The sequence below is a fragment of the Natribaculum luteum genome, from assembly GCF_023008545.1.
Taxonomy (GTDB): Archaea; Halobacteriota; Halobacteria; order Halobacteriales; family Natrialbaceae; genus Natribaculum; species Natribaculum luteum.
This window is the reverse complement of record NZ_CP095397.1, coordinates 1-22,393: the sequence shown is the minus strand read 5'-3', so window position 1 is coordinate 22,393 and position 22,393 is coordinate 1. Positions and strand designations below refer to the sequence as shown.

General features: G+C 66.4%; 20 protein-coding genes. 13 read left to right on the top strand and 7 right to left on the bottom strand.

Annotated features, from left to right (window positions below; all coding sequences use genetic code 11):
* The first annotated feature begins 217 nt into the window (after positions 1-217).
* The gene (locus tag MU558_RS00100) at positions 218-1,336 is read left to right on the top strand and encodes a S1C family serine protease (RefSeq protein WP_246970792.1); all 1,119 of its coding nucleotides are present in this window, start codon (positions 218-220) and stop codon (positions 1,334-1,336) included.
* Between the two features lie 73 nt (positions 1,337-1,409).
* Here the strand turns inward: MU558_RS00100 and MU558_RS00095 are convergent, their stop codons facing one another.
* Positions 1,410-1,733 (bottom strand): ArsR family transcriptional regulator, encoded by a 324-nt coding sequence (locus MU558_RS00095; RefSeq protein WP_246970791.1) that lies wholly within the window; start codon positions 1,731-1,733, stop codon positions 1,410-1,412.
* A 254-nt stretch (positions 1,734-1,987) separates the two neighbouring features.
* Here MU558_RS00095 and MU558_RS00090 point away from each other — a divergent pair, with 254 nt between their 5' ends.
* The 9 genes from MU558_RS00090 to MU558_RS00050 all read left to right on the top strand — a co-directional run bounded on the left by MU558_RS00090 (position 1,988) and on the right by MU558_RS00050 (position 12,352).
* On the top strand, positions 1,988-3,262 hold the full coding sequence (locus tag MU558_RS00090) for a Single-stranded DNA binding protein (RefSeq protein ID WP_246970790.1): 1,275 nt from the start codon (positions 1,988-1,990) through the stop codon (positions 3,260-3,262).
* Positions 3,259-4,908 (top strand): hypothetical protein, encoded by a 1,650-nt coding sequence (locus MU558_RS00085; RefSeq protein WP_246970788.1) that lies wholly within the window; start codon positions 3,259-3,261, stop codon positions 4,906-4,908. Before MU558_RS00090 ends, MU558_RS00085 begins: the two co-directional genes overlap by 4 nt.
* Before the next feature lie 13 nt (positions 4,909-4,921).
* Positions 4,922-5,734: a metallophosphoesterase gene (locus tag MU558_RS00080; protein ID WP_246970786.1), complete on the top strand. Its 813-nt coding sequence runs from the start codon at positions 4,922-4,924 to the stop codon at positions 5,732-5,734.
* A 94-nt stretch (positions 5,735-5,828) separates the two neighbouring features.
* Positions 5,829-6,296 carry a molybdopterin-dependent oxidoreductase gene (locus MU558_RS00075; RefSeq protein WP_246970784.1) on the top strand — a complete coding sequence of 156 codons (468 nt, stop codon included), beginning with the start codon at positions 5,829-5,831 and terminating at the stop codon, positions 6,294-6,296.
* 155 nt (positions 6,297-6,451) lie between these two features.
* On the top strand, positions 6,452-7,858 hold the full coding sequence (locus tag MU558_RS00070) for a selenium-binding family protein (RefSeq protein WP_246970782.1): 1,407 nt from the start codon (positions 6,452-6,454) through the stop codon (positions 7,856-7,858).
* A gap of 4 nt (positions 7,859-7,862) precedes the next feature.
* Positions 7,863-8,255 (top strand): 2Fe-2S iron-sulfur cluster-binding protein, encoded by a 393-nt coding sequence (locus MU558_RS00065; RefSeq protein WP_246970781.1) that lies wholly within the window; start codon positions 7,863-7,865, stop codon positions 8,253-8,255.
* A 62-nt stretch (positions 8,256-8,317) separates the two neighbouring features.
* Entirely contained in the window at positions 8,318-8,620 is a 303-nt protein-coding gene (locus MU558_RS00060) for a hypothetical protein (RefSeq protein WP_246970779.1), read from the top strand.
* Positions 8,621-8,696: 76 nt separating this feature from the next.
* Complete coding sequence (locus MU558_RS00055) at positions 8,697-11,522, top strand: DEAD/DEAH box helicase (protein ID WP_246970777.1); 2,826 nt, start codon at positions 8,697-8,699, stop codon at positions 11,520-11,522.
* A gap of 272 nt (positions 11,523-11,794) precedes the next feature.
* On the top strand, positions 11,795-12,352 hold the full coding sequence (locus MU558_RS00050; RefSeq protein WP_246970775.1) for a sugar O-acetyltransferase: 558 nt from the start codon (positions 11,795-11,797) through the stop codon (positions 12,350-12,352).
* Positions 12,353-12,497: 145 nt separating this feature from the next.
* On the opposite strand, the gene MU558_RS00045 is transcribed toward MU558_RS00050, so the two are convergent.
* Complete coding sequence (locus MU558_RS00045) at positions 12,498-12,686, bottom strand: hypothetical protein (protein ID WP_246970772.1); 189 nt, start codon at positions 12,684-12,686, stop codon at positions 12,498-12,500.
* A 176-nt stretch (positions 12,687-12,862) separates the two neighbouring features.
* On the opposite strand from MU558_RS00045, the gene MU558_RS00040 reads away from it, so the two are divergent.
* Complete coding sequence (locus MU558_RS00040) at positions 12,863-13,567, top strand: SDR family oxidoreductase (protein ID WP_246970769.1); 705 nt, start codon at positions 12,863-12,865, stop codon at positions 13,565-13,567.
* A gap of 118 nt (positions 13,568-13,685) precedes the next feature.
* Here the strand turns inward: MU558_RS00040 and MU558_RS00035 are convergent, their stop codons facing one another.
* Genes MU558_RS00035 through MU558_RS00025 form a run of 3 tightly spaced genes read right to left on the bottom strand, consistent with a single transcriptional unit; the run spans position 13,686 to position 16,922 of the window.
* Positions 13,686-14,915, bottom strand: coding sequence for an ABC transporter permease (locus tag MU558_RS00035; protein ID WP_246970766.1), 1,230 nt, complete (start codon positions 14,913-14,915; stop codon positions 13,686-13,688).
* Positions 14,912-16,168, bottom strand: a complete 1,257-nt coding sequence (locus tag MU558_RS00030; protein WP_246970764.1) for an ABC transporter permease — start codon at positions 16,166-16,168, stop codon at positions 14,912-14,914. Before MU558_RS00030 ends, MU558_RS00035 begins: the two co-directional genes overlap by 4 nt.
* Complete coding sequence (locus MU558_RS00025; RefSeq protein WP_246970762.1) at positions 16,158-16,922, bottom strand: ABC transporter ATP-binding protein; 765 nt, start codon at positions 16,920-16,922, stop codon at positions 16,158-16,160. Before MU558_RS00025 ends, MU558_RS00030 begins: the two co-directional genes overlap by 11 nt.
* 588 nt (positions 16,923-17,510) lie before the next feature.
* On the opposite strand from MU558_RS00025, the gene MU558_RS00020 reads away from it, so the two are divergent.
* Together MU558_RS00020 and MU558_RS00015 are read left to right on the top strand one after the other, a co-directional pair.
* The gene (locus MU558_RS00020; RefSeq protein WP_246970760.1) at positions 17,511-18,236 is read left to right on the top strand and encodes a protein sorting system archaetidylserine decarboxylase; all 726 of its coding nucleotides are present in this window, start codon (positions 17,511-17,513) and stop codon (positions 18,234-18,236) included.
* Positions 18,227-19,231, top strand: coding sequence for a hypothetical protein (locus tag MU558_RS00015; RefSeq protein WP_246970758.1), 1,005 nt, complete (start codon positions 18,227-18,229; stop codon positions 19,229-19,231). Before MU558_RS00020 ends, MU558_RS00015 begins: the two co-directional genes overlap by 10 nt.
* A gap of 111 nt (positions 19,232-19,342) precedes the next feature.
* Here the strand turns inward: MU558_RS00015 and MU558_RS00010 are convergent, their stop codons facing one another.
* Both MU558_RS00010 and MU558_RS00005 read right to left on the bottom strand, forming a co-directional pair.
* Positions 19,343-19,954 carry an SOUL family heme-binding protein gene (locus tag MU558_RS00010; protein WP_246970756.1) on the bottom strand — a complete coding sequence of 204 codons (612 nt, stop codon included), beginning with the start codon at positions 19,952-19,954 and terminating at the stop codon, positions 19,343-19,345.
* Between the two features lie 87 nt (positions 19,955-20,041).
* Positions 20,042-22,231 carry a CDC48 family AAA ATPase gene (locus MU558_RS00005; protein ID WP_246970754.1) on the bottom strand — a complete coding sequence of 730 codons (2,190 nt, stop codon included), beginning with the start codon at positions 22,229-22,231 and terminating at the stop codon, positions 20,042-20,044.
* Positions 22,232-22,393: the final 162 nt, after the last annotated feature.

Sequence of the window (22,393 nt, the reverse complement as noted above, 5' to 3'; positions counted from 1 at the left end):
CTCGAGATAAATTCACGTTGAACCAGCGGTAATGAGATCTTTCGCGATCTGCGGCGGAATAATCGACACCCGGGCCGTGATGAAACGTTCAATAGCGGATCGCGCTCGATTCGCCCGGCCGAGAGGTGAATCGGTGCGGCGCACTCGAACAACGGACGTCGTTCCGGGGACAACGATCGACCCGTTTTATTCCGATCTCGGCGCTTCTTTTGGTGGTATGAAACGATCCGTGCCGACCGTCGTTCTCCTGGCCGTGCTGTTGCTCTTCGCGGGAACGATTCCGAGTATGGCTGTACGACCGGTATCGAACGAAGACGCGCGACTGCAGCAGAATAACGACACCGTCACTGACGACGACGCGACGGCGTGTAACTACACCGACCTGTACGAGGAGACCATCACGTCGGTCGTCCAGGTACAGGTCGGAACGACGACCGATGACGACCCCCGCGGCGGCGGACTCGGGTCGGGATTCGTCTACGACCTCGAGAACGAGACGGCCTCCGTCGTCACGAACCAGCACGTCGTCAGGGAGCAAGACCAGGTGACGATCGAGTTCAGCAACGGCGTCTCGCGCGAGGGCGACGTCGTCGGCACCGACGTCGGCAGCGACCTCGCGGTCGTCGCCGTCGACGATCCACCCGAATCCGCAGACGCACTCCAGATCGTCGCGCAACCGCCCCAGCCGGGCGAACGGGTGGCCGCACTCGGCAGTCCGTTCGGCCTCCAGGGGACGATCACCGAGGGGATCGTCAGTGCAGTCGACCGCTCGATCCCCAGCCAGCAGGGCTTTCTGATCCCGAACACGGTCCAGACCGACGCGCCGATCAACCCCGGCAACAGCGGTGGCCCGCTCGTCACCTGCGACGGGACGGTCGTCGGCGTCAACAGCGCCGGCGGCGGCGAGAACCTCGGTTTCGCCATCGGCCCGTCGCTCGTCGAGCGCGTCGTCCCGGCGCTGATCGAAGACGGCGACTACGCTCACCCGTATCTCGGAGTGCAGACGATCGATGTGACGCCGACGCTGGCCGAAGCGAACGGCCTCGAGCGGACGAACGGCGTCTACGTCCAGGCGACCGTCCCCGACGGACCGTCGGCGGACGCGCTCGAGGAGTCGACCGGTACCGAGACGGTATCCGGCCAGGAGGTGCCCGTCGGCGGCGACGTCATCGTCGAAATCGACGACCGGGAGATCCGAAACGGTGAGGAACTCGGCAGTTACCTCGCGACCGAGACGTCGCCGGGTGACGACGTCGAAGTGACCGTCGTCCGCGACGGCGAGCAGACGACGGAAACCGTCACGCTGGACGAGCGGCCAGAGCCGGACGCGCGATAGCGCCGTCGATATCGCAAACGAGAGTCGTGGCTGTCGTTGGACGACGCGTCCGACCAGAACCGACGGCGATCGGTCAGATCCAGCCCGACGGGAGTTCGTCGCGGTGATCCTCGATCAACTCGAGGAACGGCCGAATCTCGTCGAACTCCGGCCCTCTGGTGACCTCGTGGCTCTCTCTGTCCCAGGTGACGTATCCCGCCTGCTCGAGCAGGGGGAGGTGCGTGTGAACGAACTTCGTCTGTAGCGCAGAGAGTTCCTTTTCGCCAGCGTGAACGCCCTCGGGGACGATTACGCGGTCTTCCTGGGGGTTGCGCTCGAAGAGTTCGACCAGCAGTCGCCGTCGATAGACGTTTTTGAGTGCCTCGAACATGGTCCCCCAGTCGGCCTCACCACCCATAGAGCATATGATGCGCTAACAACAGTTATTTCCTCGGGACGAACGAAGTTTATCACTGAGGGACTAGTTCTTTCGATATCGAATACCAGCGTTCAATACATTTCTCCACGGTATCTCGAGCCCGTCTGGAGCAGACCGGAACGAATCGAGTCGACGGGGCGGGTCCACTGACTGCGGTGACGCTCGAGTCGTCCTCAGTCCACTTTCGCCCCGCTGCGGGAACGCTTTTTATGCCCCCGGACGAAAGGCGAGTGATGGATCTCGATGATCATGCCGAGGATCTCGCCTCCGACCTCGGCGTCGACAAAGAGGAGGTCAAAAGCGACCTGGCGAACCTCGTCGAGTACAGCGTACCGATCGACGAGGCGAAACAGAGCTTGCGACGAAAGTACGGCGACGACTCCGCGGGCGGCGGCGCCACGCCGACGTCCGTCGACGTCGCGGAGATCACGCCCGACTCGAGCAACGTCACCGTCACCGCGACGGTGCTCTCGGCGGGCAAGCGCTCGATCCGCTACCAGGGATCGGACCACGTCATCGTCGAGGGACGACTCGCGGACGAGACGGGCGTCGTCGACTACACCGCCTGGGAGGACTTCGGCCTCTCGCCCGGCGACACGATCACCGCGGGAAACGCCTCCGTACGCGAGTGGGACGGCGAACCCGAACTCAACCTCGGCGAGAGCACCTCGATCGCCTTCGTGGACGACGGGCTCGAGGTGCCATACGAGATCGGCGGTGAGGCCGACCTCGCCGGCCTCCGGACGGGCGACCGTGCGGTGACGATCGAGGTCGCGGTGCTCGAGTGCGAGCGGCGGACGATCGACGGCCGCGACGGCGAGACGGACATCCTGAGCGGCGTCTTCGGTGACGAGAGCGGTCGACTGCCGTTTACCAACTGGGATCCGGATCCGGCGATCGAGGAGGGCGCGTCGGTCCGGATCGAGAACGCTTACGTCCGGGAGTTCCGCGGCGTCCCCGAGGTGAACGTCTCCGAGTTCTCCACGGTGGCGCCACTCGAGCGCGAGGTCGACGTCGGCACCGAAGCGCCGGAGATGGACGTCGGCGAGGCGGTCGCGACGGGCGGCGTCTACGACGTCTGTCTCGTCGGCAACCTGATCGCGGTCCGCGACGGCTCCGGGCTCATCCAGCGCTGTCCCGAGTGCAACCGCGTCATCCAGAAAGGACAGTGTCGCACCCACGGCAGCGTCGACGGCGTCGACGATCTGCGAGTGAAGGCGATCCTCGACGACGGGACGGGGACCGTCACCGTCGTTCTGGACGACGAACTCACCGCGCAGGTCTACGGCGGCACCCTCGAGGACGCCCTCGAGGAGGCCCGCGACGCGATGGACCAGGAAGCCGTCGCCGATACGATCCGCGAGCGTATCGTCGGCCGCGAGTACCGCGTGCGCGGACACCTCTCGGTCGACGAGTACGGTGCGAACCTCGACGCGACGTCGTTCGAGGAGAGCGCGGACGATCCGGCCGATCGAGCGGTCGCATTCCTCGCGGAGGTGGGAGCATGAGCGTCGAGGGTGGCGGTCGCGAGATCGCCTACCGCCTGTTCGCGGCGGAGTACGACGACGCGACGCTTTCCCACACCGAGAGCGACGAGGAGCGCGCACCGAACTACGTCGTCACGCCCACAGGTGCGCGGGTCAACCGGCTGTTCGTCGTGGGGACGCTCACCGAGATTACGCAGGTCAACGAGGAGATGCTCCGGGCTCGCGTGGTCGATCCGACCGGCGCGTTCGTCGTCTACGCCGGACAGTACCAGCCCGACGAACTCGCCTTCTTAGAGCAGGTCGAGCCGCCGCTTTTCGTCGCGGTCACGGGCAAGGCCCGCACGTTCCAGCCCGACGACTCCGATCGCGTCTACACCTCCATCCGACCGGAGAGCATCGCCACCGTCGACGCCGACACCCGCGACCGCTGGGTCGTCGGCACGGCCGAACAGACGATCGAGCGCATCGCCGCCTACGCGCGGGCGGCCGACCTCGACGTCTACGGCGACGCCCTCGAGGACGCGCTCCTCGAGAGCGGACTCGAGGAGGGACTTGCTGCAGGAATCCCGCTGGCACAGGACCACTACGGGACGACGCCCGCGTACCTCGAGGGACTGTACGACCTCGCGGTCGACGCCGTTCAGGTGATCGCGGGCGAGCGCGACCAGGTCGAACCGTTCGGCCGCCAGCCCGACGCGACGGCCCCCGACGCCCCGAGTTTCGCCGCACTCGCCGAGCGGGGGAGCCTCGGGGTCGACGTGGCACCTGCGAGTGCGGCGTCCACACCGGAATCCGAGCCGGTAGTCGAAGCCGACGCAGAAGCCGAAGCGACCTCGGCGACGGTCGGTGAGACGTCGTCCGGCGACGCGGAGTCTACGACACCGACGGCGACCGAGTCGACCGCCTCGAGCGAAGGCACCGAGGACGCGAGTGCGGACTCGCCCGGGTCGACCGAGGAGTCCGAGACGGTGGTCGAGTTCGACGCCGAATCCGACCGGGAGTCGGAATCGGAGCCTGCAGCCGAGTCGCCGATGGACGCCGCCGAACGTGACGGTGAGGTGCTCGACGGGTCGATGGACGACGACGGCGACGACCTCGGCGACTTCGAGTCGGGCGGCTTCGACGACGGCATGTACGAGATGGACGACGAGGAGCGACAGGAACTCGAGGAGGAGTTCGGTGCCGAGTTCTCGACCGGAGCCGAAGTCGGCGACCCGGGCGAGGCGGACATCGACGTGCCCGAACCGGACGACCGCGAGGGCGGCGACGAGACGCCGGCGGAGAGCGCCGACGAGACGCCGGCGGAGAGCGCCGAACCGGCCGAAGACGCAGTCGAGACGATCGAAGACGAGACCGAACCGGCCGAGGACCTCGAGGAGGCGACTCCGGCGGCGGCCGTCGACGAGCAGGTCGACGAGAGCGACGCGACCGACGACGACGAGGACGAAGACGACGATGCCGACCTCGAGGACGTCGACCTGCAAGCCCGCGTCGTCGAGACGATGAACGAGTTAGACGACGGGAGCGGAGCCGACCGTTCGACGGTGATCGAGACGGTCGCCGACGAGACCGGCGCGACCGAAGACGACGTCGAGTCGGCGATCCAGGACGCGCTGATGGGCGGTCAGTGTTACGAACCCGACGACGAGACGCTGAAAGCGATCTGAGTCGCGAGCCGAGATGAGAGACGAACCGCGTCGGGACGGTCCTGGACCGCTGCTCGAGCCGGTGCCCGACGAGCCGGCGGCCGTGGCACGGCTCGGCGACGAACGGGCACTCGTCGTCGCCGACTACCACGCGGGCTACGAGGCCGGCTTGCGCTACGAACGCGGCGTCGACGTGCCGAGCCGCGCCGACGAGCGACGGGAGCGGCTGCTGGCGCTCGTCGAGCGGACGGCTCCGGATCGGCTCGTCGTCCTCGGCGATCTGATGCACTCGATCGGCGACCCCGGCGGTGCCGAACGGGGCGAACTCGAGGTCCTGCTCGAGTCGTTGCCGCCGACGCTTTCGGTGACGGTGGTGAAGGGCAATCACGACGGGATGATCGAGACGTGGTTCGGTGACCAGCGGGCGGGCGGCGTGGAGATCGTTCCGGGCGACGGCGTCCGACTCGGCGACGTCGGCGTCTGTCACGGCCACACCTGGCCGGCCCGCGAGGTGCTCGAGGCCGACGTCGTCTGTATCGGCCACGAGCACCCGTGCGTGCGCCTCGAGGACGGGGTCGGCGGGAGTCGCGTCGAACCGGCGTGGCTGCGAGGCAGGGTCGATCCCGCGCCGTTCGCCGAGCGATCGGCCTACCAGGGGCTCCCGTGGCTCGAGGGCGGAACGCCGCCCCGACTCGTCGTCGTCCCGGCGTTCAACGACCTTGCCGGCGGGACGTGGGTGAACGTCGAGGGACAGTCGTTTCTCGCGCCGTTTCTGCCCGGCGGGCTGGCCGACGGCGAGGCCTACCTCCTCGACGGGACGCGACTCGGACCGTATCGATCCGTCTGACCCGCCTGGTTTCTGTCTCGGGATGTCGTGCTGACTGGCTCCGAGCACCGGCCAACGCTTAGGGTGGTCGACGCCATCTGTCCACGAGAACAGCATGACTGGCTCGAACGAACCGGTGCTCTCGTCGCCGATCACCGTCGTCGGCGACGACGAGGTGACGATGGCCGGCGACGACCTCGCGGCGCTCCCGTCTCGAGAGCGACCGGTCCGCATCGACTGTAACTCGGGCGACCACTACACGGCCGCCTGGCGCGGCGTCGAGGTGTCGGCGCTGCTCGAGTTGGCGTCGGTTCCCGGGGAAACGACACACGTGCTCGTCGAGTCGGCAGACGGGTATCGGGTCTGCGTCGACGTCGAAACCGCCCTCGACGGGCTGCTCGCGTTCTTTCGCGACGGCCGACCGCTCGCCGAGGTCGCCGACTACGAGTCGCGGTTCGTCGCGACGGGCGTTGGCGGCCCACGGACGACGAAAGACGTCGCGACACTCGAGGCCGTGGCGCTCTCGCCGGCGGAGGATCCCGAGCGCCGCGAGGAGTTGCTGTTGAACGAACGGAGCGATTGACGTTCGTCGGCGTTCGAGCCGACGGGCCGTGTGATCCTTCTCTCGGTCGTCGACGGGGATCGTGTCGCGACGACTCCGTTTCGACCGGCGAATGTGACAGGAATTGCATAGAAAATACCATGGTTCGAGATAACATACCTTGAGTGGGTAACACTATGAGCGATACCGAGGACCACGCCCACAGCCACGCAGAACACGCCCACGAACACCCGGACGTCGAGGGGCCGGGCTATCCGACGCCAGCGGCCATGCGGACCGAATCCGAACGCGAGAAGACCGCGTACGTGATGGCACCGCGGGTGGGGATGGAACAGCAAGGACCCGGCTTCGTCGGCATCGTCGACGTCGACCCGCAGTCGGAGACGTACAGCGAACTCGTCGACGTCGTCGAGATGCCAAACGAGGGTGACGAACTCCACCACTTCGGCTGGAACGCCTGTTCGTCGTCCTGTCACGCCGAGGGGCTCTCCCGGCAGTACCTCGTCGTCCCCGGCCAGCGTTCCTCGCGCATCCACATCATCGACGTCGAGGATCCACGAAATCCGGAGATGGTGAAGGTGATCGAACCCGAGGAGATCTTCGAGCACGACCTCTCGGCCCCGCACACGGTCCACTGTGTCCCCGGCGGAAAAGTCGTCATCAGCATGCTCGGGAACGCCGACGGCGAACTCCCCGGTGGCTTCCTCCAGCTCGACCAGGACGACTTCACGATCGACGGCCACTGGGAGGCAGACCGCGGCGAGATGGAGATGAACTACGACTACTGGTACCAACCGCGCCACGACGTCATGATCTCGACGGAGTGGGCCGCGCCGAATACCTACTACCCTGGCTTCGACCTCGACGACGTCGAGGCAGGCAAGTACGGCGACAGCATCCACATCTGGGACTGGGAGAGCCGCGAGCACGTCCAGACCCTCGAGTTCGGCGAGGAGGGCCAGATCCCACTCGAGGTTCGGATGAGCCACAATCCCGAGGAGACCCAGGGCTACGTCGGCGCGGCGCTGTCCTCGAACATCATCCGCTTTTTCGAGGAGAGCGACGGCACCTGGGACTGGGAGGTCGCCATCGACGAGGAGCCACGCGAGCACGAGGACTGGGACATGCCCGTGCCGCCGCTGATCACCGACATCGTCCTCTCGCTGGACGACCAGTACCTGTTCTACTCGAACTGGCTCCACGGCGACGTCCGCATGTACGACGTCAGCGACATGGGTAACCCGCGGCTGGTCGACCGGATCTGGGCCGGCGGCCTCTTCGGCGACCGCCAGGAGGTCAAGGGCACCGAGATCCGCGGCGCACCACAGATGCTGCAACTCTCCCGGGACGGCCGTCGGCTCTACTGGACGACGTCGCTGTTCTCGACGTGGGACAACCAGTTCTACCCGGAGATCGCCGAGGAAGGGTCGCTCATGCTAAAAGCCGACGTCTTCCCCGACGAGGGCCGGATGGAACTCGACGAGGAGTTCCTGGTCGACTTCGGCGACGCGCCCGGCGGCCCCGCCCGCGCCCACGAGATCCGGTGGCCCGGCGGCGACTGCACCAGCGACGTCTGGCAGTGAGCCGATGGGGTCTTCGGATTCCGATTCCGACTCCGATCCCGATCCCGACCTCGACTCCGTGTCCCGTTCCCGGAACCGAGACTCCCACACCGTCTCCCTCGTCTGGGACGACGGCCGGGAGGAGACGATCGCCGTCGGTCGGGGCGAGACGATCATCGACGCCGCGGAAGCAGCTGGCCTGTCCGTCCCCTACGGCTGCCTGTACGGCGCGTGCGGGACCTGTACCGCACAGCTACTCGAGGGCGAGGTCACCCACGTCGAAGTCCCTCGCGGACTGAAAGAGCGCGCCCGCAATCGAGGGTTCGTCCTCGCCTGCGTCGCGACGCCGGAGTCGGACTGCCGACTGCGCGTCGGCCACGGCATTCAGGCCGAGGTGATGGGGACGCCCTGGAAGTAGCGGCCGACCGAAACGGCACCTGCAAGCCCGAATCCCTTGTTTTTGTGCGAACTCCGACCAGTGTGTCGATGGAAACGTACCGACTCGAGATACGGGAGATGGAAACCGGCGGCGGCATCGACGCCGACGTCTACGGCGAGGACGACCTGATCGAGGCGTCGACGCAGATCGCCTACGAGGACTACGACCTCGAGTCCCCTTCCGCCGGTCGGCCGTCGCCGATCGTCCGGGAGGTGACCGCGGACGTGACGACGATCGATCTCCAGTTCGAGCGCGACGACGCCGGCTTCGTCTTTCGCGTCCTCGGCGATCGAGACGACCTCGCGACCGAACGGCTCGAGGACGAAGAGTGGGGGCTCGAGTGATCGCTCGGATCGCTCAAACCGGTCTGTAATGTGCGAAACAACGGTCTTATCCGACGTTCGCCCGTAGTCGGATCCGATGACCGACGGGGACGTCGCGGCGTTCACCCACCTCGGTTCGACGGTTCGTCAGGCCCTCTCCGAACGCGGCTTCTCGACGCCGACAGCGCCACAGCGACTCGCGATTCCGCCACTCGCCGCCGGCGAGGACACGCTCGTGATCGCGCCGACCGGGAGTGGCAAGACCGAGACCGCGATGTTGCCCGTCTTCGACGACCTCGTCGCCGACCCGCCAGACGGTTTCGGTGCGCTGTACGTCACGCCGCTGCGAGCGCTCAACCGCGACATGCGCGAACGTCTCGAGTGGTGGGGCGAGACGCTCGACCTCGAGGTGGACGTCCGCCACGGCGACACGACCCAGTATCGACGGGGAAAGCAGGCCGAGGACCCGCCGGACGTGCTGATCACGACGCCGGAGACCCTGCAGGCAATGTTGACGGGCGAACGCCTGCGCGAGGCGCTCGCCGACGTCTCCCACGTCGTGATCGACGAGGTCCACGAACTCGCCGCCTCCAAGCGCGGGGCGCAACTGGCGGTCGGCCTGGAGCGCCTGCGCGAGCTGTCGGGCCCGTTCCAGCGGATCGGTCTCTCGGCGACCGTCGGCGACCCCGAGGCGGTCGGACAGTTCCTGACGGGCGCTCGCCCCTGCGAGATCCGCGAGATCGACGTCGGGAGTAACGTCTCCGTGGCGGTCCGGGAGCCCGAGATCACCGAGGAGGACGAACGCCTCGCCGGCAAACTGATGACCGAACCCGAGACGGCGAGTCACGTCCGCCTGATTCGGGACCTCGTCGCCGACCACGAGTCGACGCTGATCTTCGTCAACACTCGACAGACGGCCGAGGCGCTGGGCTCCCGATTTCGGGAACTCGACCTGCCGATCGGCGTCCACCACGGCTCGCTCTCGAAGGAGGCCCGGATCGACGTCGAAGACCGGTTCAAGGCGGGCGAACTCGAGGGCCTGCTCTGTACCTCCTCGATGGAACTGGGTATCGACGTGGGCAGCGTCGACCACGTGGTCCAGTACCAGAGCCCGCGCCAGGTGACGCGCCTGCTCCAGCGGATCGGGCGGGCGGGCCACCGCATGGACGCCGTCTCTCGGGGGACGATCGTCACGACGCGGCCGGACGACACACTCGAGGCGCTGGCGATCGCCCGTCGCGCCCGCGCCGGTGAGGTCGAACCCGCGGCGATCCACGAGGGGAGTCTCGACGTCGTCGCGAACCAGATCCCCGGCATCGTCCAGAGCCAGGGCGCGACGTTCGTCGAGACCGCCTACGAGATCGTCTCGCGGTCGTACCCCTTCCGGGCCCTCACGGAAGCGCAGTTCCGCGACGTCCTCTCGGAACTCCACCGCAATCGGATCGTCTGGTTCGACGAGAGCGAGGACCGCATCGAGACGAGCGGCGGCACCTGGCAGTACGTCTACGCGAACCTCTCGATGATCCCCGACGAGGAGACCTACGAGGTCACGGACATCGCCTCGAGCAAGCAGATCGGGACCCTGGACGAGCGGTTCGTCGTCAACTTCGCCACGCCGGGTGAGGTGTTCGTCCAGCGTGGCGAGATGTGGCGCATCGCGGAGGTCGACGACGACGAGGGCGTCGTGAAGGTCAGCCCCATCGAGGACCCCGCCGGCGAGATCCCCTCCTGGATCGGCCAGGAGATCCCCGTCCCGTACGCCGTCGCCCAGGAGGTTGGAGAGATACGCGACGTCGCCGAAGCGCAACTCGCCGCCGGAGCCGACGGGGCCGCCGTCGCTCGAGAACTGGCGAGTCGCTACCCCGGCGACGAGTACACCGTCGAACGGGCGGTCGACCCGCTCGAGCGCCACGTCGAGAGCGGCGCGCCAATGCCGACCGACGACCGGGTGCTGGTCGAACGCGAGGGCCGGACGGTCGTCGTCAACGCCCACCTCGGTCACATGGCCAACGAGACGCTCGGTCGGGTGCTCTCGGCGCTGCTCGGCCAGCGAACCGGCTCCTCCGTCGGTCTGGAGATCGACCCCTACCGGATCGAACTCGAGGTGCCGACGTCGATCGCGACGAGCGACGTCCTCGAGGTGCTGGAGGAGACCGACCCCGGCCACGTAGAGACGATCGTCGAACTCGGACTCAAGCGCTCCGACGCCCTCGCCTTTCGACTCTCGCAGGTGTCGGCGAAGTTCGGCGCGCTCAAACGCTGGCAGGGGTCCGGCCGACTGTCGAACGACCGCCTGCTGGCCGCACTCGAGGACACGCCGATGTACGCAGAGGCCGTCCGCGAGGTGTTCCACGAGGACCTGGATGTCGAGCAGGCGAGTCGCGTGCTCGAGGCGATCCGAGAGGGTGATCTCGAGGTGGCGACGACCCGGGGACACAGCCCGGTCGGACGGGGCGGTCGCTCGGCGGGGAAGGAACTGCTCGCGCCCGAGAACGCCGACGCGAGCGTCATCGAGACGGTCCGCGAGCGCATCCGGAACGATCGCGTCATCTTGCTGTGTACCCACTGCAAGGAGTGGCAGTCGAAGACGAAGGTCCGACGGGTCCGCGAGCAACCGGAGTGTCCGAACTGCGGATCGACCCGAATCGCGGCACTGAACCCGTGGGACGAGGAGGCGGTCGCGGCCGTCCGCGCCGAAGAGAAAGACGAGGAACAGGAGCGGCTGACCGAACGCGCCTACCGGAGTGCGAGTCTGGTCCAGAGCCACGGCAAGAAGGCCGTGATCGCGATGGCCGCCCGCGGGGTCGGACCGCACAACGCCGCCCGGATCATCAACAAACTCCGCGAGGACGAGGACGACTTCTACCGGGACATCCTGCGCCAGGAACGCGAGTACGCACGGACCCAGTCGTTCTGGGACTGATACCGACGGACTAGTGGCTCGACTCTGTGCGATACGTTCGGGGAGACGAGTAACGTCGCCGACTCTAGGATACGACGGCCGATTCGATGGAGACGCACGCCACGAGAGCGTGAACCAGGCCGAGAGCGTGAAACTGGTGTGACACAGGAGGCCGCCTCGAGTACGTAGAATCCAACCGCGGAATCCGCTGTCTTCATCGCCGGTCGCTCCACATGCGGGTCATCATTGGGAGTGTGCGGAGAATATAACCCGAACGACCGATCAACGCTACCATGGATAGTGAAAAAGAGAAGATGCTGAACGGGGAGCTGTACGACGCCGACGACCCCGAACTTGTGGCCGAGCGGAAACGCGCACGTGACCTCACGAGACGCTACAATCGCACGACGGCACACGACCAAACCGAACGACGGGAACTGTTAGAAGAGCTTCTCGGCTCTTGTGGTGAAGAATGCGAGATAGAACCGCCATTTCGCTGTGACTATGGGTACAACATCCACGTCGGCGAAAACTTCTATGCGAACTTCGATTGCGTCATCCTGGACGTGTGTCGGGTGGAAATCGGACAGAACTGCCAGATCGCACCGGGCGTCCACATCTACACGGCGACGCATCCGCTCGATGCGAGCGAGCGAATCGAGGGGCCGGAGTACGGCAAACCGGTCACAGTCGGTGATAACGTCTGGATCGGCGGCCAAGCGGTTCTCAATCCCGGCGTGACGGTCGGCGATAGCTCCGTTATCGCATCCGGTGCCGTCGTCACCAAGGACGTTCCAGACGAAGTCGTTGTCCAGGGGAATCCGGCAGCAGTGGTGAAAGAACTGGATTGAGAAATATGCGCTGTGTATTTAGCAAATCTCGAGCAGACTACCGAGGCGCTGTCAAAAGAAGCGTGCTACATATAGACGTGCGATCTAGCACAGTGACATCTACAGGGGAGTAGGGTATTCACAGCGCGTACCATCTTATCAGTTTTCAATCACGATACTCTACGTGTGCACCGTACGCACTACCAAATGCTGAAAAGAACGAGGCTAATCCGACAGCGAGAAACAGTTCCCACGGTGTCGGCCAGATTAGTGAAGCAATATAGGTTATGATCAATGTTACTGTGAGCGAAATAACTCCCGCAATAGCTGATTTTTTGAGCACCTTCGAACCCATACAGCAAACCACCCGACAACGTTACAAAGAACTTGTCCACAGTTCCTTCGCGCGTTCTCTTATCTTCACAAATTATAAACATAATGCTGTCTCTTATCCCACATGTTATTAATTACTATAAATATAATTTGAATAGAACCCACATCAGTTATGAACACAGACACGTTAGCAGTCGTATGGCTGATACGAAAGTCGCAGTAGTGACAGCGGCGGGAAGCGGTATCGGGGAAGCCTGTGCCCGGCGGCTAGACGAGGATGGATACACGCCGGTTCTGTTGTCACGGTCGGGAAGCGCCGTCGAAGTTGCGAACGACCTCGGCGGAGATGGGTTCGAAGGGTCGGTGACCGATCCCGATGACCTGGCAGCCCTCGTCGAGGCGACGTACGAGCGCTACGGTCGTATCGACGCGGTAGTGAACAACACGGGCCACCCACCGTCTGGTGATCTCCTCGGCATCTCCGACGAGGAGTGGCACGAGGGACTGGACCTCGTGCTGTTGAACACCGTCCGGATGGCGCGACTCGTCACACCCATCATGGAAGAACAGGGCCACGGGTCGATCGTGAACATCTCCACGTTCTCTGCGTTCGAACCGTCGAGTTCGTTCCCCGTCTCGTCGGTGCTTCGGGCTGGACTCGGGAGTTTCACCAAGCTCTACGCCGACCAGTACGCAGCGGCCGGAATCCGGATGAACACGGTTCAACCCGGCTTCGTCGACAGTTACGACGTAGACGAGGAAACGAGAGAGCGAATCCCGATGGGACGCCCGGCACAGACCGCAGAGATTGCAGACGCAGTCGCGTACCTGCTCTCACCTGCTTCGAGCTACATCACCGGTCAGAACATCCGCGTCGATGGGGGGATTACGGCGTCCGTTTGAACTATCCGAAGCGCGGGGAGTACGATGCCCGCTCGAGTCGTACGGCCTGCGGTACCGATGTACCGGTGCAATCGCGACCGGCCTGCGGGACACCGGAACTGACGGACAGCAGCCCGTATCAGGCCTCGAGGTGTTCGATGCTGGCGTAGCGGCTGGCCCGCCAGCCGGTGACGACCGCGACGACCGTCCCGACGCAGAGCGCGAGGGCGAAGCCGGCGACGTAGACTTCGAGTGGCGTCCGCAGGAGTCGTTCGAAGCCGACGACGGACGTGGCAAACCGGTTCAGTCCGGCCGCAATCGGCGGTGTGGCCGCGACACCGACGACGCCGCCCACGAGTCCGATGAGGAGTCCCTGGACGCCGATCGTCCCCGCGAGCACCCGCCTGGAGAGGCCGATGGCACGCAGCGCCGCGAGTTCGTCTCGCTGCTGGTAGGCCACGAGCGCGAACAGGTTGATCGTGAGGACCACGCCGCCGACTACCGCCAGGCCGACGAGCGTCACGCCGCTCGCGAGCACGAGCGTTCGTTCCTGGAACATCGACTCGAGTTGTTCGTCGCTGGTGCGGACGTCGTACTGCGGGTACTCCGCGGCGAGGTCGTCCCTGACGGCGTCCCGGTCTGCTCCCTCCGCGACGTCGGCAGTGATGAACGTCGCCCGGTCCGTGCCCGACGTTCCGGCGACCGCCTGGAGGTCCGCGAGCGGAACCGTCACCGCGGGCGAGCCCAGGTACGTCGAGTAGTACGAGGAGGTGCCGACGACGGTGAACTCGTATCGGGCCGTCTCCCGGCTGGTGCCGACGTAGATCGTCTCGCCGACCGAGACGCCGAGGTCGTCGGCGAGTCGGGGATCGATCACGATCTCCTCCCGCGTTGGTTCGTCGGTGGGTTCGCGGACGTAGGGATCTCCCTCGGGTTCGAACCCGCGGCCCGCCTCGAAGTCGAACCCGTCGTGGGTTTGCTGGACGCCGACGGCGGGCACGCGCTCGAGTTCCGAGGGATCGGTGCCGACGTAGACGTCGTGCATCGCGATCGGCGAGGCGGTGCGGACGTCGGCGCGGGCGGTGAGGTCCGCCGAGATCTCGTGTGCGCCGACGATCGGGTTCTCCGTGCCGCTCGAGGACGGGTCGATCGGGTCGTTCGTGATCCAGATATCCCGGTTCGCCCGATCTAACCCCTCCTCGCCCATCTCGACGACGCCGACGCCGAGGCTCGCGAGCAGCGTCACCGAGAGCACCGCCAGCGCGACCGCGAGCGTGGTGAGGACGGTCCGACCGGGCGATCGACGAAGCTGTGCGAGCGCGAGTCCGACGACGGCGTTCGCTCGAGCGGCCGCTCCGCGAACGCTCATCGGCTCACCTCCTCCAGGATGGTCGTCCGGGCAGCGACCGCGAGCGGGTAGGGGACGGCCACCAGTCCGGACAGCAGCGCGACGACGATGGCGTACGGTACGAACAGGGGGTGGGCGACCGCGACGGTTCCCGGGGCAACCGTTGCACCGGCGACGGCGTTGACGGCGGCGATTCCCGCGACGCCGAGCCCAACGCCCAGGAGTGCGCCACACAGCGTCGTGACAAGCGTCGAAATCGCGACGACCGCGAGCCGGCTGTGCGTCGGGAACCCGACAGCCTCGAGGACGGCGAGCGTTCGGCGATCCTCGTCGACGGTCATCCCCATGGTCGTCGCGACGAACGACGCACAGATCGTCACGCCGACGAGCAGCGCGATCGCGCTCGTCGCGAACGCGAGTCCGTCGTCGAACAGCGCCGCTGGATCGACGCCGCGCTCGGACGCGACCGCCGCGTCCGGATACGCGTCGACGGCGGCCGACTCGGCCGCGCCGGCCTCGCCCCACACCAGTACCCAGTCGGCCAGTTCGCCGTCGTCACCGCCCGACAGGGACTGGAGTTCGCTGAGGTGGACGAGCGCGACCGGCACGTCGGCGTCGCGTCCGTCCGCCGCGGCGTCGACGGCCGTCACGGTGAACGACGGTGCGTCGTCGCTCGTCCGCACGCTCGAGGCAGCGAGTTCGTCGCTGGTCGACGCGCCGAGCCGTTCGGCCGCGTCACGGGAGAGGACGAGTTCGCCGGTTCGGGGCCCGTCGTACGATCCCTCGGCGTAGTGGGGGTCGCCCGACTCGAGGGAGTCCGTCGACAGCCCCGCGACGGTTCGTGGCCTCTCGTCGGAGACGACGCCGACGACGAGGACGTGGGCCGTGTCGCCATCTGCCGTCTCGAGTTGCACCGTCTCGACGAGGACGGGCGAGGCGTGCTCGACGTCCGCTTGCGAGCGGATCGCCGCGGCCCGTTCGTTGGTCGAACCGAGTCGCGGGCCCTCGACGCCGTCGACGGCCGACAGCGTCCCGCTCTCTTCGGGCGCGACTCGGACGGCAGCGTCGTCCGTGGCCACGGCACCCCCGCCGGCAAGCGCCAGGGCGATCCCGGTGACGACCAGCAAGAGCGCGATCGTCAGCGCGACCGCGCCGGTCGTCGCCGCGACGCGACCCGCCGTGGTCCGCGTCGCGCGTTTCCACAGCCTGGTGGTCGAGAGGCCGACGAGGCCGGCCCACCGCGTTCGCCGTCGCCCGCCGTCGTCACCGCTCATCGTCGACCACCGTTCCGTCGCGAAGCGAGACCACTCGATTGGCGACGGCCAGCGTCGCGGCGTCGTGGGACGCCACCAGCACCGCCCGGTCGCGGCCGACGTCGGTCAACACCTCGAGGACGTCCGCGCCGGTCGCCGTGTCGAGTTCACCCGTCGGCTCGTCGGCGACGATCACGTCCGGGTCCGTCGCCAGCGCCCGGGCGATCGCGACGCGCTGGCACTCGCCGCCGCTGAGCTCGCCGGGGAGGTGGGTGACGCGATCGCCGAGTCCCACCTGCTCGAGCAGCGTGGTCGCGCGCTCGCGCCGTCTGGATCGCGGGATGCCCGCCTGGACGAGCGGCAACGCGACGTTCGCGCGGGCCGACAGCGACGGGAGCAGGTGAAAGCGCTGGAAGACGATGCCCACGTGGCGACGTCGCAGTCGCGCTCGCTCCCGGTCGGAGAGAGCGGTGACGTCGGTCCCGAGCAGTTCGACGGTGCCGTCGGTCGGCACTAGGAGGCCGGCGACAGCGTGGAGGATCGTCGACTTGCCGCTCCCGCTCGGTCCGGAGAGGCCGACGACGTCACCCGCCCGCACCTCGAAGGAGACTCCCCGGAGTGCGGTCACCGATCGCTCGCCGCTCGAGCGAAATCGTCGGCCACTCGAGCCGTACTCGTGGGTGACGTCGGCGAGACGAACTGCTGCCGTCGAGTCGTCCTCGTCGCTCGTCCCTGCAGTCGACGAGAACGTGTTCCGAAGTGAGCGGTGGATCATCCTTACGGACTCAACTCGATCCAGCGGACGGCACGACGACCCATTGTTTCTGTCTACCTTATCGTCGACCATGCAGTCGTTTACCGTCGTGGCTGAACGCTTCCCGTCTCGTCGTCGATATCCACACTGTGATCGTCCGCAGACCGTCTTCGTCGCCGACTGCTGTGTTTTCAGGACGGTACTCGCCGTGACACCGTCAGCGACGCTTGAGCTTCGTCAGTCGTGATCGTTCGACGCCGCTACAGGCAGGTCGAAATTCGAACGTACAGCTGACTGTTCGATTTCCGTGACGGTTCGGACGACAACGAATTGAACGATCGTGACCGAACGGGGTCATAATCGATCCATGGCCGCCCTCTACGCGATTTCGTCCGGCAGCCGACACGTGCTCGAGGTCCGTATCTCGCTGGAAAAGGACGGTACTACCGTCGGCGGATCGTCGGTAGCCGGCAAATAGAGCTGATCAGTTTCGAAGAGAGTCACGATAGTGAACTCTTACAGCGGGACGGCGGTTGGCGACGGGACGGGAGCGCGGTCGTCGACGCCAATCCCGTAACTGCCAAACCACTCCGGTCCGATTGCCTCAGCATGAACTTTGCACCCGGGGCGTGGCGGTACGCCGTTTTCCCCCTGCTCGCCGCGCCGTTCGCGTTCGTCTTCAGCGTGACCGCGAGCGTCCTGACGCTTGCGCTGGGCGTCGCGACGCTCGCGTTCTTTCGTGATCCGGAACGCTCTCCGCCGCCGGCGGGGACCGTCTCGCCCGCCGACGGCAAAGTTTCGGTCATCAGAGAGGAGGGCGATCGGGTCCGTCTGGGCGTCTTCATGAACGTCTGGAACGTCCACGTCGTCCGGGCACCGTTCGGCGGCACCGTCGAGGCGGTCGACCACTCGCCGGGTGCGCACAGACCGGCGTTCTCGAAGGATTCGGATCGAAACGAGAAGGTTCGCGTTCAGTTCGCCGGCGACGAGGACGACGACCACGAGGTGACGCTCATCGCCGGCGCGTTCGCCCGCCGCATTCACCCCTACGTCGAACCCGGAGACGACCTCGAGCGGGGCGAGCGGCTCGGCCACATCGCCTTCGGGAGTCGCGTCGACGTGCTCTTTCCGCCCGCCGTCGACCGCGAGGACGTCGCCGTCGAACTGGGCGAGAAGGTAACGGCGGGCGAGACCATCGTCCTCGAGGAAGACGCCGGGTTCGCGGTCGACTCCGTACTCGGGGACGATGAGGAGGGCGATCTCGAGGACGTATCTGACGAAACGGATTTGAGCGACGACGATAAATCGGACGACGGTGAACGTTCGTGGACCTGACGCGTCGACAACTGCTCGCGGCCGCCGCCGGTGGCGGCGCCGTCATCGGCGGCGGGAAGGCGGTCGACAACGTCTTTCTCGGCTACGACCGACTGACGGGAACGAACCTGCAACGGCAGGACCTCGATCCGCTCGTCGCCGAGCGGCTGTATCCCTCCGGCGAGCGCGTCGCGACGGTCGACGGCTACCGGATTACACAGGACGACGGCGTCGTCTCGGTCCGCGACGGTGACGGCGATGGCGACGAGCCGATCGCGTCGTTCGACCCGTCGACGGCCGACCCCGAAGACGCCGCCGCAGTCGACGAGGACCTTGGCCTCGCCGACGGCCCGCTCGAGCAACTGGTCGCTGACCTGGGGGCGCTCGAGGCGGGCGACGTACAGTTTCGCTACGACAGCTACCCCGACTTTTTCGATCTCGTCGCCGCGAGCGAGGATCGCCCTTACACCGTGTCGGCGCTTCGGGGCCGGCGCTCCGTGAACGCGACACTGATCGAGGGGTTCGCGAACGCCGATCCGACCGATCCGGAAGCGATCGTCGAAGGGCTCGTCGACGGCTTTCGCGAGCACACGTTCTACGACGTGCCGCGGTACGCCGCCGGGTCGGTCGAGGACAACGTCATCTTCGGGTTGCGCGATCTCCGCCAGTACTTCGAGTCGTCGACCGACTTCGCGTCGATCACCGACGGCGGGAACACCGGCCTGTTCTGTTACGAGCTCACCCGTCGGTCCGTCGACGCACTCCAGGCCGTCCACGCCACGGAGCAGACCACGCCGGTCTTCGCGGGCTACGTCAAAGACGACCGACACAAACACGTCTACACGATCGTCGCGAGCGCGATCCGTGAAGACGGCGCGCTCGTCGTCCCCGTGACGTTCGTCGATTACACCCACTCGACGCTGTACGACGACCTCCGCCTTCGCTGGCTCCTCGGGGAAGGGCTCGACGCCTACGACGCCCGCCACAGGGCGACGAGCGTCGACTGGTACCGGTAGCTCATACTGCTGGACGAAACGGGTCACACACTGATCGCACGTGAGACGCTGTCGGCGTGGCGACAGCCGTCGAGTCGCGATCAGGTGTGTACTGACTGTTGTTCAGTAGTATCACTCGAGGACGACCCCGACCTCGTTTCGCCGCAAGAACGGCGGCGTGAACGGGTCGTTGTACTGCAACACGAACGGCTCGGCTGCCGGCTCGAGGTCGTGGGCCGCGAGCGTCTCGAGGAGGTCGCGCTCGTACCGCTCGACGCGCTCGTCGGTCGCGTACCACGAGAACGGCCGGACCGCGACGGTCTTTGGCTCCTCGAGAACCAGGTCGACCGACGGATCGGTCGGGACGGGTGCCGACTCGCCGTCGTACTCCTGTGGAAGGTAAAAGCCCATGGTCACGCCGTCGTCTGCCGAACTCGAGCGAACAGGCGTGGTCATCGCGATGCGGGCGCTCTCCGTGCGAACTGGGGCCGTCATCTCGATTTCGGATCGCTGGGCGTTCGTCCCCGTAATGTACTGGTAGAGTCGTCCGAACGCCGTCCGCGAGTCCGGCGCGGTCGTCTCCGCGAGAATCGCCGCGGGATAGCGCCTGATCTCGACGCCGTCGAGCGTCCGTAGCGTCGTGTACTCGATCCGTTCGGTCGTCTCCCTGACGTACAGCCCCCAGCCGATCCACAGCGCCACGAGTCCACCCACGACGCCCACTAGTCGGGCAATTCGTCCCATGCCGGACCCTCGTCGGCCAGGGAAAAATATGGCGTTTACGTCGAACCGGACAGTCCCGAGAGCCGACCGGTCCAGACGGGACGTCGCTCAGCGACTCGCGTCGATCGCCTCCCGGGCGGCCTCGAGGTGGCTTCGCTCGACGACGACCTCGTCGGCCCGGTCGTTCGCCTCCTCGGGGCCGTACTCGCTCGCGACCTCGCGGATCGCCTGCATCGATGCGTCCCGGACAAGCGCCTGGACGTCCGCCCCGGTGTACCCCTCGAGGTCGGCCGCGAGGTCGGCGAGGTCGACGTCGTCGGCCAGCGGTTTGCCACGCGTGTGGACCTCGAGAATCTTCGTTCGCGCGTCGGCGTCGGGTTCGGGAACGAGGACGTGGGTATCGAGTCGCCCCGGTCGGAGGAGTGCGGGATCGATGTGTTCCTTTCGGTTGGTCGCCGCGAGGACGACGAGGTTGGGGTTCTCGCTCATCCCGTCGAGTTCCGTCAGCAGTTGCGAGACGACCCGTTCGGTCACCTCGTGGCTCTCGCCGCGTGCGGCCGCGATGGCGTCGATCTCGTCGAAGAAGACGATCGACGGGGCGGCCTGTCGGGCCCGCTCGAACACCTTCCGGATCGCCTTCTCGGACTCGCCGACGTAGCGGTCGACGATCTCGGGTCCGTCGACGTGGACGAAGTTCACGTCCGTCTCGCCAGCCAGCGCGCGTGCGAGCAGGGTCTTGCCGGTCCCTGGCGGGCCGTAGAGCAAGACGCCCGAGGGCGGGTTCGTATTCGTCCGCTCGAACAGCCGATCGTAGGTCAGAGGCCATTCGACCGATTCGCGGAGGGTCGATTTCGCCTCTTCGAGACCGCCGACGTCAGAAAAGTCCGTCTCCGGGGACTCGGCGACGTACTCGCGCATCGCCGAGGGCTCGACCGACGCGAGCGCCGCGTCGAAGTCGGCTTTCGTCACCTCGGGATCGCGGTTCCACGCGGCCCGGTCCTCGGCGTCGGTCGGTCGCCGCCGGATCGCAGCCATCGCCGCCTCGCTCGCGACCGCGTCGAGATCCGCCCCGACGAATCCGTGCGTCCGGGCGGCGAGTTTCTCGGTCGAGACGTCGTCGGCCAGTGGCATGCCGCGGGTGTGAACCTGCAGAATCTCGAGTCGGCCTCGTTCGTCGGGGACGCCGATCTGGATCTCCCGATCGAACCGGCCACCCCGACGCAGCGCCGGATCCAGCGTGTCGACGCGGTTCGTCGCCCCGATGACGATCACCTCGCCGCGAGCGTCCAGTCCGTCCATCAGAGTCAAGAGTTGCCCGACGACACGGCTCTCGGCGTCGCCGTCGTCGTCTCGAGTGCTCGCGATCGAGTCGATCTCGTCGAAAAAGAGGATCGACGGCGCATTCTCGCTTGCCTCCTGGAACTTCTCGCGGAGCCGTTCTTCGCTCTCGCCTTTGTACTTCGACATGATCTCCGGCCCGGAGACGGAGACGAAGTGCGCATCGACCTCGTTCGCGACCGCGCGGGCGATCAGCGTCTTTCCAGTTCCCGGCGGGCCGTAGAGCAAGACGCCAGAAGGCGGATCGATCCCCAGCCGCTGGAACAGTTCGGGCTCCGACAGCGGCAGTTCGATCATCTCCCGGACGAGTTCGAGTTCCTCGTCTAAGCCGCCGATGTCCTCGTAGGTGACGCCCGACGTCGTCGCGTCGCCCTCGGCGTCGACGTTCCGGCTGACCGACGGGGACACACTCGAACTCGAGTCGCTCCCTGCACGTTCGCCAGCCCGTTCGGTGCCGGTGACGTCGACTGTCGTCGACCCAGTGATGCGAACGTCACCCGTCGGGTCGGTCTCGAGGACGGTAAACGGCTCCGGGGCGACGCCCTCGATCCGAATCTGTTCGCCCGCGCGGATCGGCCGGTTCCGGAGCTTCTGATTCGCGACGCGTTCGGCGAGTCGCGCCTCCGCCGCCGACAGCGACGGCGGTGGCGACAGCGTCACCGTCTTCGCCTCCTGGATCGCGGACTGATCTTTGGCGCGGACGGTGACGGTGTCGTCGACGTGAACGCCAGCGTTCGCTCGAGTGTCGCCGTCGATCTGGACGACGTTTTCCGGGACGGTAGGATCTGCGGGCCACATCTTGGCGACGGTGCTCTCTTCGCCCTCGATGACGACGGTGTCGCCGCTGAGAACGCCCAGCTTTCGCCGTGCCATCTCGGGAATGCGGGCGACGCCGCGGCCGGCGTCGCGCTTCTCGGCAGCGCGAACGGTGAGAGTAACGCCGACGTCCGACTCGCTCATATCGATTCCTTTCGGCCCGGTCGTCTTGAGAATTGCCCCGTCGACGCCGCGGGCATCGGCGATCGGTACGCTCGGACGTAGCTCTCGCTACCTTCCATGCGTTTAAGAACGTCGTCGTCGAAGTGCGTCTTGCTTCCGGGCGTCCGGAAGCGGGTATGCGAG